Origin of the sequence: Roseateles terrae, from assembly GCF_014192155.1 — a bacterium.
In the GTDB taxonomy this organism is placed as follows: domain Bacteria; phylum Pseudomonadota; class Gammaproteobacteria; order Burkholderiales; family Burkholderiaceae_C; genus Roseateles; species Roseateles terrae.
The window spans coordinates 255,300-270,367 of the sequence record NZ_JACHXO010000002.1 but is presented as its reverse complement, the minus strand read 5'-3'; the positions used below and the strand labels follow the sequence as shown (position 1 = coordinate 270,367).

At 65.7% G+C, this 15,068-nt stretch carries 10 protein-coding genes; 7 read left to right on the top strand and 3 right to left on the bottom strand.

Translation table 11 applies throughout. From position 1 onward, the window contains the following. Positions 1-53 precede the first annotated feature (53 nt). The 6 genes from FHS28_RS07645 (at position 54) to FHS28_RS07620 (ending at position 8,540) form a co-directional block, all read left to right on the top strand. Entirely contained in the window at positions 54-2,006 is a 1,953-nt protein-coding gene (locus FHS28_RS07645) for a DEAD/DEAH box helicase (RefSeq protein WP_221193809.1), read from the top strand. Between the two features lie 46 nt (positions 2,007-2,052). After that, positions 2,053-2,820: a DUF1294 domain-containing protein gene (locus FHS28_RS07640; RefSeq protein WP_088450023.1), complete on the top strand. Its 768-nt coding sequence runs from the start codon at positions 2,053-2,055 to the stop codon at positions 2,818-2,820. 3 nt (positions 2,821-2,823) lie between these two features. After that, a complete protein-coding gene (locus tag FHS28_RS07635) occupies positions 2,824-3,342 on the top strand; it encodes a GNAT family N-acetyltransferase (protein ID WP_088450022.1) in 519 nt (172 codons plus the stop codon). A 61-nt stretch (positions 3,343-3,403) separates the two neighbouring features. After that, entirely contained in the window at positions 3,404-5,011 is a 1,608-nt protein-coding gene (locus tag FHS28_RS07630; RefSeq protein WP_184294363.1) for a hypothetical protein, read from the top strand. Further along, the gene (locus tag FHS28_RS07625; RefSeq protein ID WP_246409729.1) at positions 5,008-5,721 is read left to right on the top strand and encodes a DUF4194 domain-containing protein; all 714 of its coding nucleotides are present in this window, start codon (positions 5,008-5,010) and stop codon (positions 5,719-5,721) included. Before FHS28_RS07630 ends, FHS28_RS07625 begins: the two co-directional genes overlap by 4 nt. Continuing rightward, on the top strand, positions 5,721-8,540 hold the full coding sequence (locus FHS28_RS07620) for an ATP-binding protein (protein ID WP_088450020.1): 2,820 nt from the start codon (positions 5,721-5,723) through the stop codon (positions 8,538-8,540). The genes FHS28_RS07625 and FHS28_RS07620 overlap by 1 nt, the downstream gene beginning before the upstream one ends. Before the next feature lie 60 nt (positions 8,541-8,600). Here FHS28_RS07620 and FHS28_RS07615 read toward each other — a convergent pair whose 3' ends face one another. After that, entirely contained in the window at positions 8,601-9,845 is a 1,245-nt protein-coding gene (locus tag FHS28_RS07615; protein WP_088450019.1) for an MFS transporter, read from the bottom strand. Positions 9,846-10,287: 442 nt separating this feature from the next. On the opposite strand from FHS28_RS07615, the gene FHS28_RS07610 reads away from it, so the two are divergent. Beyond that, complete coding sequence (locus tag FHS28_RS07610) at positions 10,288-12,072, top strand: carbohydrate-binding protein (RefSeq protein WP_088450018.1); 1,785 nt, start codon at positions 10,288-10,290, stop codon at positions 12,070-12,072. A gap of 78 nt (positions 12,073-12,150) precedes the next feature. Here the strand turns inward: FHS28_RS07610 and FHS28_RS07605 are convergent, their stop codons facing one another. Next, positions 12,151-12,630 carry a DUF2846 domain-containing protein gene (locus FHS28_RS07605; RefSeq protein WP_088450017.1) on the bottom strand — a complete coding sequence of 160 codons (480 nt, stop codon included), beginning with the start codon at positions 12,628-12,630 and terminating at the stop codon, positions 12,151-12,153. Positions 12,631-12,944: 314 nt separating this feature from the next. Then, positions 12,945-14,738 (bottom strand): hypothetical protein, encoded by a 1,794-nt coding sequence (locus tag FHS28_RS07600; protein WP_184294360.1) that lies wholly within the window; start codon positions 14,736-14,738, stop codon positions 12,945-12,947. Positions 14,739-15,068 lie beyond the last annotated feature (330 nt).

Below are 15,068 nucleotides of genomic sequence, written 5' to 3'. Positions count from 1 at the left end.
TCCGTGGGCATTGCTTTGCCGCACCGACAGCCGGGCGCTCCTTTGGACTTGAGATGACTGTGAATCACGAACTGAACGCCCAACACAACGCCGACCTGGCCGACAACCAGATCGATGCCGACATCGCCACGCTGGACAGCGAGGACGACGTCGAGACCGTTGAGGCGTCTGTCGCCGCCACCCCCTCGGGCGTGGCCTTCGCCACCCTGGGTCTGCACGAAGCGCTGCAACGCGCCGTGAAGGACTCCGGCTATGAAAACGCCACCGATGTGCAGGCGCAAGCCATCCCGCCGGCGCTCAACGGCGCCGACCTGATGGTGTCCTCGCGCACCGGCTCCGGCAAGACCGCTTCGTTCATCCTGCCCGCGCTGCAGCAGGTGCTGGAAGCCCGCGCTGCCCGTGCTTCGGGCCCCAAGGTGAAGGTGCAGGGCCCGCGCGTGCTGGTGCTGGCACCCACCCGTGAACTGGCCATGCAGGTCTCCAAGTCGGCCATGACCTATGGCCGTCACATCCAGGGCCTGCGTGTGGCCACGGTGCTGGGCGGCATGCCCTACGCCCTGCAGCTGCGCATGCTGAGCGGCCCGCTGGACATCCTGATCGCCACCCCCGGCCGTCTGCTCGACCACATCAACAGCGGTCGCTGCAAGCTGGACAACGTCACCATGTTCGTCCTGGACGAAGCCGACCGCATGCTGGACATGGGCTTCATCGAAGACATCGAATTCGTGGCGCAGCAACTGCCGAAGGAACGTCAGACCCTGATGTATTCGGCCACCTTCGCCGGCCACACCGGCCGCCTGGCCGAGGCCCTGATGAAGGACCCGCAACGTATCGACGTCAGCGGCCATACCGATACCCACGAGAACATCGAGCAGCGTCTGCATTGGGCCGACAACGGCCAGCACAAGCGCAAGCTGCTGGAGCACATCCTGGCTGAGCGCAATGTCGACCAGGCCGTGGTGTTCACCAGCACCCAGCAGGACACCGAATGGCTGGCGGAACAGCTGGCCGAGATCGGTCACCGCGTCGCCGCCCTGCACGGTGGCATGCCGCAAGGCAAGCGCAACCGCACGCTGATGATGCTGCGCCGTCGTGACCTGCGCGTGCTGGTCGCCACCGACGTGGCCGCCCGTGGCATCGATGTGCCCACCATCTCCCACGTGATCAACTTCGGTCTGCCGATGAAGGCCGAGGACTACGTGCACCGTATCGGCCGTACCGGCCGCGCCGGTCGCTCGGGCATCGCCGTGACGCTGGCCGAGCGCCAGGACGTGTCGATGATCAAGCGCATCCAGCAGTTCACCACCCAGCAGATCCCGGTCTCCCGCATTGAAGGCCTGGAGCCGCGCAACGAAGAGCCGCGCATCTTCGCTTCCCGTGGCGGTGATTTCCGCGGTGGCAACCGTGGCGGCAACCGTGGCGGCTTTGGCGGCCAGGGTCGTGGTTTCGGCCATGGCGGCGGCGCGCGTTTTGACAACCGCGGTGAAGGCCGTCCGGAAGGCCGCGGCGGTGACCCGCGCTTCGACAACCGCGGCCCGCGTGTCGAGCCGCGCGGTGGCGACACGGGTGCCCGTTTCGAGAACCGTCCCCCGCGTTTCGAAGGTCGTCCGGACGCCCGTCCGGAAGGCCGTTTCGAGCCGCGTGGCGACCGTCGTCCGGACGCACCCCGTTTTGGTGACCAGCGTCCTCCGTTCCAGCGTGACGGCCAGGGCCCGGCCCGTGGCGGTGATCGCCGTGATGGCGCCGGCTTCCAGGGCCGTCCCGCCCGCGGTGGCGAATCGCGTGGTTTCGAGCCGCGTGGTGACCGTCAGGAGCGTCCGGCCTTCCGTGGCGGCGACAACCGCTTCGACGACCGCGCCCGCTTTGAAGGTCGTCCGGAAGGCCGTCCCGAAGGCGCACCGCGTTTCGGCGCCAAGCCGGGCGCCCCGCGCGGCCGTGCCGGTGACGACCGTCAGGACCGCGGTGGCTTCCAGGGCCGTCGCACCGGTCCGCGCAAGGGCTTCTGATCCTTCGCTGAAGGACTGAAGGAGACGGACGGCGCGGAGCGGACGCATGCGGGTGGAAGGCAAGGTCATCCAGTGGGATGACGCCAAGGGCTACGGCTTCATTGCGCCTTCGGCCGGTGGGTCGAAGATCTTTGTCCATGCCCGCGCGTTTGGTCTGCGCCCCCGTCGCCCCTTTGTAGGGGAACGGGTCAGCTATGAAGTCGGGCTGGACGGGCAAGGGAAATCGCGCGCCATCGAGGTGCGCAGTCTCGAGCCCCGACCCGCGCCCGCCGGACCTGCGCCTGCGACTGCAGGTCGGCGCCCCGCGGGCGGTTCTGCCGGACGCCCGACAGCTGCACGAACAGCTGCACAGGCCGGCTCCCGTGGGGGTGCTGGCACCGGCCGCGCTTCAGGGACGTCCTCGGCGTCCCGGGCGGGTGCTGGGACGGGCACGGCCAGCAATGCCGAGCTCTGGCTCATTCCTCTCTTTGCCAGTCTGGTGCTGCTGACGCACCTGGCCTGGCCACTGCCCCATGCCCTGTGGGGCGGCTACATGGCCATGAGTCTGGCCACCTTCATCGTGTATGCCCTGGACAAGCGAGCCGCCCGGCTCGGTCAATGGCGGGTGAAGGAGAGCACTTTGCACGGATTGGCCGTGCTGTGCGGTTGGCCCGGCGCCCTGTTGGCGCAACACTTGCTCAGACACAAAAGCGCCAAGCCCAGCTTCCGGCGCCTCTTCTGGTTGAGCACTGCGCTCAACATCCTTTTGTTCGTTCTTGTTTTTACGCCGCTGCTGACGTCCTTGCTGAAGTCGTCCGGAGTGGCCGTTGTCTGAGCCATGTTGCAGTTGAAAGTGATCGATACGGCGGATGTGCCGGCCGTGCTGGCCTTGCAGGCCCAGTGCTATGCGCCGCAGTTCCATGAAAGTGCCGATGCCTTCGAGGCCAAGCTGCGCGCAACGCGCGGCCTGCACTGCTCGTTCCTGGCCATGATGGGCGAACAGCCGGTCGGCTACATCGTCAGCCTGCCAGTGGATGACGACCAACTGCCCACCCTCGATGCACCGGAATGGACCCCGGCCCGTGCACCGCGCACCTTGTACCTGCATGATCTGGCGGTGTCGCCGCTAGGCCGTGAGCAGCGGCTGGGGCACAAGCTGGTGGAGCAGGTGCTGCGCCGCGCCCGAGACATGGGCCTGCAGGCGGTGGCCCTGGTGGCAGTGCAGGAGTCCGGCGCCTACTGGGAGCGTCTGGGCTTCACCGAGGCGGCTGCGCCGCTGGCGGAAGGGCTGTGCGAGAAGCTGAAGAGTTTCGGCCCGGACGCGCGCCTGATGCGCCGCCCGTTGGTGGCCGCCTGAATCCGGGTTCACCCCCATCGGGTTGGTCCAGGCAGGCCACCGAGGCTGGGATAATCACCGGATGACTGCGATCCCGGGAAGCGTGGCGGACGATCCGCTGCGCGACGATTTCCCCGAACCTTCCTTCGAAGACTATTTCCGCGAGGGGCAACTGCCGCAGGAATCCCTCCTGTGGTGGCAGCTGGAGCGAAACGAGGCCTTGCTGGCGGCGCACCGCGCGCTGTTCCACGGCCCGTCCACGCTGGTGCGCCTGCGGGTGTGGGTGTTCATCGAGCTGATGACCCTGCCGCATTCGCGCCTGACCCGCGACGACCTCAACCGGCATTTCCACGTCCTGCGCGACGAGGCGCTGGACCTCGTCCTCAAACGCCTGCGTGACGCGCACCTGCTGGCCTGGGACGGCTCCAACCAGCAATACGGCGTGACGCCACTGGCCCAGCAGCTGATGGCGCTGGTGTCCCCGCTGACGCAGGCGCAGAACGCTGACGGCGACCTCGTCGGCTTGCTGGCCAATGTGGCCGGTGCGCAGCAACTGGGCACGCTGGAGCCGGCGCAGCTGCAGCATCTGCTGGCGCAGCTCTCGCGGCTGTACAACGAGTTTGCCGACGCCATCGCCTCTGGCTCCGAATTCCACCTGCGCCGTGCGCGGATGCGCTTCGAGCGGGCGCTGACGCTGGTGGAGAAGGCCAGCGAGGCGCTGTCCGCCATCATTTCGCAGGCACAGACCGAAGGCAATGCCCGGCTGGAACGGCTCGCGCGGGAACTGGGTCTGGCCCAGGCGCGCCTGCTGGCGATGGCCAGCCAGTTCAATCGCGCCCTGCAGCAGGCCGACCGTCAGCGGGTGACGCTGGGGTCGACCGGCATCACCACGACCGATGTGCGTCGCTGGCTGCAGGACGTGCCGTTCCTGGAAAACCTCGCACTGGGCGCTTTGTCGCGGCCGGTGCATCCGGTCTTTGTGGCCCAGCACGAATTGCTGGACACCTGCGAAGCGGAATTCGAGCGTGACCGTCCCAAACCACCGGCGGCGGAGCCGCTGCCGGATGTGATGCAGGCGCCGGAAGGCAAGCTGGCCGTGATGAGCCTGCCACCTGACATGGGCGAGTTGCAAACGCTGCTGGGCACCTGGCAACAGGCCGGCGTCGAGATGAACGACCTGCGGCCGGCCATCCTCGGCGGCAGTTACGCCCGTGCGGCCTATCGCGCGCAGTTGCTGCCGCTGCTGGGCGACCCGCAGGCGCAGCATCTGGCCGGCGCGACCGGTGACATGGCTCGCCAGCCGTGGCGCGTGCGCTGGTCGGCCCAGCAGGGACCGGTCGAAGACGAATTCGTCCGCTGGATGAGCGAAGGCGTGCTGCATGGCGCAGAGGTCGAACCGCCGCGGGAGCCTGAGGGCTCGCCCTTGGCACCGCCGCCTGCCCCCGCGGAGCCGGTGAAGCGAGGTCGTCGCAAGAAGGCGGCTGAGCCAGCGGCCAATGCAACTGCCGTCGATGCAACGCCGTCGGTGGACGCCGCCCCCGACCTCCCTGTGGACGTCCCCACCGGCACCCCGCCATTGCCGTCCGAGGCTGACACACGCGAAGTCGTCAGCGCCACAGGCCCCGCCGACCGCCCCGATTCCGCGGTCCCTGAACCTTCTTCTCCGCCTTCCCGGTCCTCCCAGCCATGAGCTCATCCCTCGACGACGCCGCCCAACTGGCGGCCCAACTGCTGGCCCGACGCTGGCTGCCCCGCAATCAGCCTCTGGTGCGCCGGGCGCTGATTGACCAGGAACTCTGGCGTGCCGTCAATGAGCGTCTGGCTGCAGTTGGCATGCGCATCGTAGACAACGTCTACGCGGACCACATCAGCGTCGCCATGCTGCGTCCCGCCGAAGTGGCGGTGTTCGGCGAAACCGGCCTGGCCTCCAACAACAACCTCGACCTGCCGCGGGACGGCGTGGCCTTGCTGGTGGTGCTGTGGGCGCTGATCGTGCTGCCCAAGCGCCAGCGCCAGCTGGCGCGTGCCGAAGAGGCCGCTGAAGGGCAGGGCGAGATGTTCGCCACGGACAAGCCGGTGCCCAGCGCCGCCAGCAGCGCACCGACCCTGTCCTACCGCAGCCTGTTGGCCGACTTCGGCAACCAGCTCGGCAAGAAGATGCGGCTGGACGCCAACCTCAAGCTGCTGGAGCGGCAGGGCTTCATCACCCGCAAGTCGGAAGACATCGCGGAAGGCCCGCTGCTGGATCTGCTGCTGGACTACGACACCCTCGCGCCCCGCATCCTCGACGGCGCGCTGGCCGATGTCCTGGCCCGCTCCACCGACGGCGATGCCGGCCCGATGCTCAATGCCATCCTGGCCGCCCGCCACAACGAAGAATCTGACCTGAGCGATTCCTGATGTTTCATCTCCAATCCCTGGAACTGCTGCACTGGGACTACTGCCGCCGCGTCTCGATGCCGCTGGACGGCAACATCATCACCATTGCCGGACCGAACGGCTCGGGCAAGACCACCCTGCTGGATGCGATGCGCACCCTGCTGGGCCTGGAATGCTCCGGCGGCCGCACTTACAAGACCTATGCGCGCCATGCCAATGCGGAAACCGCCTGGTTGCGCGCGCTGGTGGACAACCGCCCGCGCGGGCGCCAGAACAGCAGCCGGCCCTTCGCCAGCTCGCTGCTGTATGCCGACCAGGTGACGCTGGCCTGCCGCATCTCCCGCCAGGGCGGCGACTGGGTGCGGCGCTACATCGTCGCCGATGGCGTCAATGAAATCGAGGCCCTGGACCAGAAGCCGGACAAGGACTGGCTGGGCATCGAAGCCTGGAAAAAGCGCCTGGAGGCGGCCGGCCTGACGCGGGCCATCGGCCGTGTGCTGGCGCTGGAGCAGGGCCAGACCGACCGTCTGTGCGAGCTGTCTCCGAAGGAGCTGCTGCGTCTGGTGTTTGAAGTGTTTGGCGACCAGGAAGTGCTGGACCGGTATGAGCTGGCGCGCAATCACCAGCAGCAGCTGCTCAAGGAAGTGGAGCAGGCCGCGCATGAACTCTCGCATGCGCAGGCGCAGCTCTCGGACCTGTCCAACCGCGTCAACAGCTATCAGCAGTACCAGCTGCGGCTGAAGGAGCGGGAGCGTCTGGCCACCGAGGTGGTGCCGGTGCTGCAATGGAGCGAACAGCGCCAGCGCACCGCGCAGCAGCTGCGCGAACTGCATCGCCAGCGTCTCTTCGCCCGGTCCGACGCCCGCGGCATGAGTGAAAAACGCGCCCATCTGATGTCGCTGTTCCAGGCGCAGGAGGCTGCACGGAACCGACTGAGCGAGCTGGAAACGCAGCGCAAGGAAGCCCGCCAGGCCTTCGAAGCGGCGCGGGACGGCGAGCGGCCGATGGAGCAACTCGTCAAGCGCGAGGAAGACCTGAAGGCGCTGGCGGCGGTCGAAACCGACGGCGCCGCGCTGACCACCCGTCTGGAGGAACTGGGCACCCGCCAGCATCAGCTGCGCGAGAGCTTCACCCGTCACAACGACCAGCTGCGCAAGGCGCAGGCGGCGATGGACGAACTCACCGGCCAGCGCCTGCCGCCGCCACCGCAGGAAGTCACGCGCTTTCGCAAGGCGCTGGACGAGGCCGGCATTGCCCACCATGTGCTGGCCGATTGCATCGACATCTCGGACGATCAGTGGCGCGCCGCTGCCGAAGGTTTCCTGCGGCCGTCGCGCTGGGTGGTGGTGCTGGCCCACAGCAGCGATGAATCCCAGGCCTACCGCCTCGCCTCGCGTGAGCGCTACCGGCACTATGTGGTGGCCGATGGTGAACAGGCGCCGGCCATCAGTCCGAAGGACAGCCTGCTGTCGGTGCTGAAGTTCAATGCCAAGGCGCCGGGCTGGCTGCTGCGTCAATTGGCCTCCATCCGCTGCGTGGCGGACACCGACCAGGGCGCGCGCGCTGGCGGCGAATGGATCACGCCCGATGCCTACTATCGCGACGGCCGAGGTGGCCGCAGCCTGTGGGTGGAGCCGCGCGAATTTCAGTTTGGCGTCTCCGCCCTCGATGCCCGCCGCGCTTCGCTAGAAAAGGAACTGGCCCGCTACGACCTGGAGCTGTCGCGCATCGCCAAGGAGCAGGTCGACATCGAACGCCAGCTCAAGGACGCGCAACGCGCGGCGCAGGGCCACAAGGCCGCGCTGGAGCTGGTGGAGCGGTCGGAGGAGTTTGCCCAGGCGCGGGCCCGTCTGCCGGGCCTGCGACAGTCGCGCATCGAGGCCTCGACCCGCATGGCGTCGCTGGACCAGGAGCATGACCGCGTGGTTGCCCAGGGCACCCGCAGCGAGCGGGACTACGAAGCGGCCCAGGCCTCGTTGAAGGCCAGCGAGGACAACGTCTCTCGCGCGGAACGCGACTGGGGTTCCCGCCGCGACGACCTGATGGCGCAAGCCCGTTTGTCCCGAGAAGCCCGGGCCCGTTTCCCCTCCGGCTGGACCCATCCGGCCCGTCTGGCGGCGCTGCGCGATGAATTCGAGAATGCCAAGCAGGCCGAAATCGCGGCCCGTCACGTGCAGCAGGAACTGGACACCGGTGTGTGGGAAACCGACCCGCAGGTGCAGGACCGTCATGCCCGCATGCATGTGGCGGTGCTGGAGCAGACCACGCAGCTGGATGACAGGCGCGCCAGCAACGAAATGGCGCGCATTGCCGCCTTCAACGCCCGCGAGCGCTACATCGACGTGCTGCGCGCCACGGTGCGCCGCTACAAGAAGAATGTGCAGGAGTTGGGCGAGCTCGCCGGGGTGCATGCCCAGGCGGAACTGCCGCATCTGGACAACGACGACACGGTGCTCGCCCAGGCCGGCCTGCATGTGAAGTTCAACTTCGACGGCAAGGGCGAAGTGGGGCTGAACGACGGCGAAGCGTCGGGCGGCCAGCAGGTGCTCAAGAGCCTGATCCTGCTGGTGGGGCTGATGAAGGATGACGACTCGCCGGGCGGCTTCGTGTTCATCGACGAGCCATTCGCCCACCTGGACGTGCGCAACATCCAGCTGGTCGGCCACTTCCTGAAGAGCACCCGGGCGCAGTACCTGCTGACGACGCCGATCACCCACAACGTGGAAGTGTTCGAGCCGTCCGAAATCACGCTGGTGACCAGCAAGAAGCCACGCGGCGAGCGCTGGGCGCCGCCGATTGCGGTGCTGGCGCGGCGACCGGAAGTCTCGGTCTACGGTTGATGCAACAAGGGCGCCTCATCGGCGCCCTTTTTTCATTCGTGGCCGCAGGCAAGACGGCTTTCAGGGCCGGGGCGGCGTCCGCGGGGGAATCCAGAGGCCCAGCAGCAGCGCGGCGAGCAGCGCCAGCAGGCCGGTGACCGCAATGCCGCCGGAGAGCGAGACGGTGGCGATCAGGGCCGAGAGCAGCGCCGGACCGCTGGTGCCCCCCACGTCCGACAGGAACCGCCACACTCCCAGGAAATAGGCGCGGCCGAAACGCGGAGCATGGTCCGCCCCCAGCGTCATGATCAGGCCGGATCCGATGCCATTGCCGATGCCCACCGCCATCGCGGCGATCAGCAGCGAGGTCATCCCGGTGGTCAAGGGCATCAGCAGCATCGCCACGCCGATGGTGACCATCGACGGCACGGCGACCCAGCGGCGGCCCTTCAGGTCCATCACCCGGCCCGCGGGATAGAACAGCAGCATCTCCACGCCGCCGGACAGCCCGTAAATGAGCGAGGCGGCGGCCGGTGCCAGCGCCAGATGATCGGCCCACAGCGGAATCACCGCCTGACGGGACGAGCGCACCGCGCTGACCAGCAGGATGCCCAGCCCGAGGGTGAGGAACACGACGCGATGATCACGCAGGATGCTGCCGAAGCTGACCGGTCCTGGCGCGGTCTGGCCTGGGGGCAGGGTGGGCGTTGCCAGGTCCGGCAGCCGCGCGCCGATGGCCGCTGCGCCCAGCACACCCGCAATGCCCACGGCAAACGCGGCGGACACGCCAAACAGATGGATCGCCCCCGCTGCCAGGAAGGGGCCAATGAACATGCCGATGCGCATCACGCCGCCGAGCGTCGACAGCGCGCGCGCCCGGTAGAGCGGCGGCACCGCCTCGGTGAGGTAGCTCTGCCGTGCGAGGTTGTAGACCGCCTGTGACATGCCCACCATGAAGCAGCCGGCCGCAAAGAACACCAGTTGGTGGGTGAAGACCGACAGGCACATGCCCAGCGCACTCCACAGGCCGGCTGCAATGATGGCGCCGCGCTCGCCCCACCGCATGGTGATGAGGGAGGCCGGCACGTTGTTGAGCAGCGAGCCCAGGCTGATGAGTGTCACGATGAACGCAGCCATCGACACCGACGCCCCCAGGTCGCGCGCCATCAGCGGCACGATCGGCAGGATGGCGCCTTCGCCCAGGCCAAACAGCAACGAGGGACCGAAGGCCGGGATCGCGATCTTGCGGAGCGAGAACTCGGGTTCCACCGCAGTGGGCGGGGCGTCCGTCGGCGCGGTTGGTGGGGACGAGGGCAGGGAAGACATCAGTGGGTCACCTGGAGCAGTGGCGAGCGGGCCACTGGGAAATTCTGCGTCGGCTGCATTGCTGAACGTGTGCGCGGGGTATCGCCAGTGCGATGTGCGGGCTTGGGTCCCCGATGAGCCCCAATGAGCCCTCGATGGGCCTGGTGGTCCCGCCGTGAACCCCGAATATGGCCGTGTCCCCGAAATCATGCGGCGGTAACAGCGTACGACCGGAGCAAGGGGGCTGAGCATTCATGAATGGATTATGCGCAGCGGCATTCCATGGCACTGCCTGCCAATGGACAACCCTGACTTCACCGAATGCTTCATTGCGGGAAGTTGCGAACTGTTGCGGGTTTATCGACCCCCATTAACAGTGCTCGATGGAACACTGGTCCGGCGTTGCGAAGCCCTGGGAGGGGCCATCGTCCGCTTCCAACCCTCTGGTCAAGAAAGGCCTCTCATGAAGCTGAAGTCTCTTTGCACGGCGCGTCATGCGCTGCTGGCCGCATTGCTGATCGGCCATTCCGCGGTCGCACTGGCCGACGTGGCGCCGCTGTCCGTCAGCGGCAACAGGATTCTGGCGGGCGGTCAGCCGGCCAGTTTTGCCGGCAACAGCCTGTTCTGGAGCAACACCGGCTGGGGTGGCGAGAAGTACTACAACGGCAATGTGGTGAGCTGGCTGAAGAATGACTGGAAGTCGCGCGTCATTCGAGTGGCCATGGGCGTGGATGAAGGCGGCGGTTATCTGCAGGATCCTGCGGGCAACAAGGCGCGCGTCAAGGCGGTGGTCGATGCGGCGATTGCCAACGACATGTACGTCATCATCGACTGGCACAGCCATCATGCCGAGGACTATCGCTCGCAGGCCGTGGCCTTTTTTGAAGAGATGGCCCGCACCTACGGCAAGAACAATCACGTCATCTATGAGGTCTACAACGAGCCCCTGAACATCTCCTGGAGCGGCACCATCAAGCCGTATGCCCAGGCCGTGATCGGCGCCATCCGCGCCATTGATCCGGACAACCTGATCATTGTGGGCACGCCCAATTGGTCGCAGGATGTGGATGCCGCCTCGCGTGACCCGATCAGCGGCGCCAACATCGCCTACACGCTGCACTTCTATGCGGGCAGTCACGGCCAGTGGCTGCGTGACAAGGCGCAGACCGCGCTGAACAATGGCATTGCACTGTTCGTGACCGAATGGGGCTCAGTCGGCGCCAGTGGCGACGGCGGTGTGGCCACCAGCGAAACCTGGGCCTGGGTGGACTTCATGAAGGCCAAGGGCATCAGCAATGCCAACTGGGCGCTGAATGACAAGTCCGAAGGGGCGTCGGCGCTCGTGCCGGGCGCCAGCAGCCAGGGTGGCTGGTCTGCCGGGCAATTGACCGCATCGGGCGCGCTGACCAAGCAGATCATCGGTGGCTGGCCGGGTGGCCCGGCTCCGACGCCCGGTTGCACCCGCGTGTCCCTTCCGGCGCAGATCCAGGCAGAGGCGTTCTGCCAGATGTCCGGCGTGCAGGTGGAAGCCACGTCGGATGCCAACGGCGGCAGCAATGTTGGCTACATCGACAGCGGCGACTGGATGACCTATGACGTCAATGTGCCGGCCGCTGGCAATTACGTGGTCAAGTACCGGGTGGCCAGCGCATCCGGAGGGGGTGTGATCCAGATGGAGAAGGGCGGCGGCGGCGCGGTGTATGGCACCGTCAATGTGCCGTCCACCGGTGGCTGGCAGAGCTGGACGACGGTCTCGCAGACGGTGTCGCTGCCGGCTGGGCAGCAGATGCTGGGGCTGGTGGCCAAGAGCGGTGGTTTCAACCTGAACTGGGTGGACATCAGCCGTGTGGGTGATCCGGTGGACAGCGGCATCACCATTCAGGCGGAGAACTTCGACGCGATGAACGGCGTGCAGACGGAGGCGACCACCGATTCTGGCGGCGGGCTGAATGTCGGCTATCTGGATGCGGGCGACTGGCTGTCGTACCCCACGGTCAACATTGCCTCGGCGGGCACCTACACGATTGAATATCGCGTGGCCAGCCTGAATGGCGGTGGCAATCTGCAATTGGAGGAAGCCGGTGGCAGCGTGGTGTATGGCTCGGTCAACATTCCCGCCACTGGTGGCTGGCAGAACTGGGTGACGGTGAAGCACACGGTGCAGTTGCCGGCGGGTCAGCGCAAGTTTGGCATTGCAGTGCGCAATGGCGGGTACAACTTGAATTGGTTCCGAATCACGAAGTCCTGATGCCTCCGCAATGAGGCCCACCGGGCGGTCGGCTGTGATCCTTCACGGTCGTCCGCCCGGTTGTCGTCGACGGACTGATTACTTGTCCGTCTTCAGGATGGTGCCCACGCTCAGCGTCTTCACGTGGTACTTGCCCGGCAGCTCGTCGATCCGTGCAATGCTGTTGCGCGCCATGATCACGCCCATGGCAGGTTCCTGCTGGATGAAAACGATGTCGCCAGCCTTGACGGAGATCTGCGCTTCCGCCCAGTTTTCGGCTTTGGAGTAGATCTTGTGGTCGCCCGGGGCGACGTGGAAGTACACGTACTGGCTGCCGCGGGTGTAGCCCATTTCGGAGGGGGCTTCCTGGTCGTCCACAAAGACGTTGAAGCGGATCAGTGCGCCCATGCTCGAGGGACGCACCACATACACCAGCGCCTTGCCGTCATCGGGCTTCTTCGGCAGTTGGAAAGTGGCCGTTTCTTCCTTCATCTTTTCAGGTGAGGGCAGGGATGCGCAACCGGTCAAAGCGACCACGGCCGCACAGGCCAACAGGCTAAGGATCTTCTTGATTTGCATGACACGCCTCCCGCGTGGTGGGTTGAAAAAGCGGGGCGGAGCATATATGAAGTTTTGTTTCCGTTCGGTGAGCGGAAGGGGAAAAGCGACGTATTGAGGTGATGCCTCTAGCGGATCGGGTGACCAAGCTGTAGACCGCTGGCTCTGCCGAGTGGGGGCGTCAGTTCGTCCGTCTGCAGCAGGCGATCGTGTCGCTAGCGGGGGAGATGATCCTGGTGTGGCACGAACGCAGCCATGGCCATGTAGCGCAGCGGCGGCTGCGGGAGGAGGTTCTGGCGGTGGTGGGGTGAAGGCGCTCCCCCAAGCCCTCCACCTCACGTCGTTTCGTTGTAGGCCTTCGCCATGGCTTCAGCGTATTCCGCGGAGCTGCTGAACTTCGCCAGCCCGCACAGTGCCCTGACATAACCCACCTGCCACTGGGAGTAGCCCCGTTGGCGCCGCACAGCACCGTCGGAGGTATTCAAATGTTGGGCTTTCTTCGCATCGGTGTCGTGAGCCTTCAGCCTTCCATGGGCCTCAAGGGCTGTGAGTGGAGGGTCGGTGCCCAACGCAACTTCCCCTGCCTCGTATCCTTCCATCATGATCTTCGCGCTGCTTTGCCCCTTTTTGGCGACCGGATCGTCCTCCACGGGGTCGTGCTTCAATTCGGCGTCGAATGCCGCCCAGTACTTCGAATAGGTGGCGCCAAGGTCTTGGAAGTCCTTGAGGCTTTGGATCGGCTGAGGCGCCACCACCGCCGAGCCGTAACCACCGCCCGGGTGATGCTCGATGGCGACCACCCATTCGGGACGCAGACGCTCCAGAAACAGCTCGCGATTCTTGGTGACACTGGCGCCGTATGGATAGGCCCTGTTTTTGGCTTTCGCACCTGTGCTATTGCTGGTCCCGGCGCGGCGCGTCGTGGTGTTCTTGATCTTGCGACGATCGATGCCGACGGCGTCCAGGTTGACGCCCAGCATGCCTTCATTGCTGTAGTGATTGATCAACAGAATCTCGGGAGGCACCAATGCAAGATCCACTTTCAGCCGGAATCCGTCACCCTCTCGAAAGTTCTTGCCCTCATTGCCGACGGTCGCACCCGGTTTTGCGGTGGACGTGAGACTGACGCCTCGTTGCTCTGAACTGCTCCCCATGTATTGGTGCGCCACTGCAATCTGATATCGACTGAGTGTGGCTGGCTTCACTTTAGGAAGAATTTTGTCGGCCTTCGGTGAGCGCGTGGACGCCTCGGGCTTTCCTCCGCCAGCCGCCAATGCCTGCTGGAACCTGCCGGTCATCAGCTCGGTCTTGAAGAAATCCATCATCTGGAAGAAGTTCTTTTCGACGTAGGCATACCGCCGCGTGTAGGCGCCCAACTGGTCCTTGATGTATTCCTTGGCTTCATTCTCGGACCTCTGATCCTCGCGGCCCACTTTCTTGTGGATCTCTCTCAGCGGCTTCCGAACGGGAGGTTCCGCATCGGCTTCAGCTTCATCTTCGACCTTCGACTCGGCTTCCGACTCTTTGTCCTCGACCGCATCGGCTTGATCCGCCTCGTCCACCTTCGAAAATGCTTCCGCTCCGACCAGCAGGGTGGCGATCCAGAGCGGCTCCTCGGGCGGCTCACGCTTGTAACTGATCTTTTTTGAATCCTTGTCGTAGATCAGCGGCGCTTGAAGGTTTTTCTCGAACAGCTCCGCCTCCTCTTCCATCTGTTCCAGGTGTTCGGCGTAGTCCGGGACCTTCTGAGAGTCCATGCCCGATAGGGACGTCATGTTTTTGGACAACCAGTCGGTCTTGCGCGTGTGGCGGTCGTTGCGGGCTGCCGCCCAGCATTTCAGGATCAACGCCTTGCCTTCCTCAAACAGTTCATCGTCGCCTGTTTCGAACTGAAAGCCGATCTTCACACCCCCCGCTCCCCGCGCCTGCACGACGCCAAAGGCAGCCTGGATGGCCCGTCGCTGGCTCAGCATGCGGGGCGATTGGTCGATGGCCCATTGCAGGCCCGCGACGTGCAATTGGGAGACCGGTGGCGCCGACGTGACGCCACCAGTGGTGGACGACTCGGCGGAGGGTCGTCCCTGCAAGGGTGTCGATGGGAACGCGAGGGGCTTGGAACGCAGCATCATGTGCAGGCCCGTGACGGCCGCGAAGCGGTATGAGCCCACACGATAAAAACGCTCTGGCGGCCATGCCATCCGCTGAACGCTGAGATTGCAGCTCCAAAACGCTGAGCTCGGCTGGTGAACGTTGGCGAACAGCGGCCCGCATGGCGTCATTGGCCGATATCGCCCGCTTCATGGGATGGAGGCGCTCGGTGGCGTGGTTGGCAAGGCGATTCCCACGCAGCGTTCCCGGCCTGCACTTTGCGTCCGCGACCTGAGAACGGGGAGCTCACGATTTCACCCTCCCCGGCGTATCGGCCCCTCCCAACGCGCTAGCATCCCCCCAACAGCAGG

Bases quoted from the DNA above. Each gene is read 5' to 3' on its own strand.
- FHS28_RS07640 (WP_088450023.1), top strand. From the start codon at position 2,053: ATGCGGGTGGAAGGCAAGGTCATCCAGTGGGATGACGCCAAGGGCTAC.
- FHS28_RS07645 (WP_221193809.1), top strand. From the start codon at position 54: ATGACTGTGAATCACGAACTGAACGCCCAACACAACGCCGACCTGGCC.
- FHS28_RS07620 (WP_088450020.1), top strand. From the start codon at position 5,721: ATGTTTCATCTCCAATCCCTGGAACTGCTGCACTGGGACTACTGCCGC.
- FHS28_RS07635 (WP_088450022.1), top strand. From the start codon at position 2,824: ATGTTGCAGTTGAAAGTGATCGATACGGCGGATGTGCCGGCCGTGCTG.
- FHS28_RS07605 (WP_088450017.1), bottom strand. From the start codon at position 12,630: ATGCAAATCAAGAAGATCCTTAGCCTGTTGGCCTGTGCGGCCGTGGTC.
- FHS28_RS07610 (WP_088450018.1), top strand. From the start codon at position 10,288: ATGAAGCTGAAGTCTCTTTGCACGGCGCGTCATGCGCTGCTGGCCGCA.
- FHS28_RS07630 (WP_184294363.1), top strand. From the start codon at position 3,404: ATGACTGCGATCCCGGGAAGCGTGGCGGACGATCCGCTGCGCGACGAT.
- FHS28_RS07615 (WP_088450019.1), bottom strand. From the start codon at position 9,845: ATGTCTTCCCTGCCCTCGTCCCCACCAACCGCGCCGACGGACGCCCCG.
- FHS28_RS07600 (WP_184294360.1), bottom strand. From the start codon at position 14,738: ATGATGCTGCGTTCCAAGCCCCTCGCGTTCCCATCGACACCCTTGCAG.
- FHS28_RS07625 (WP_246409729.1), top strand. From the start codon at position 5,008: ATGAGCTCATCCCTCGACGACGCCGCCCAACTGGCGGCCCAACTGCTG.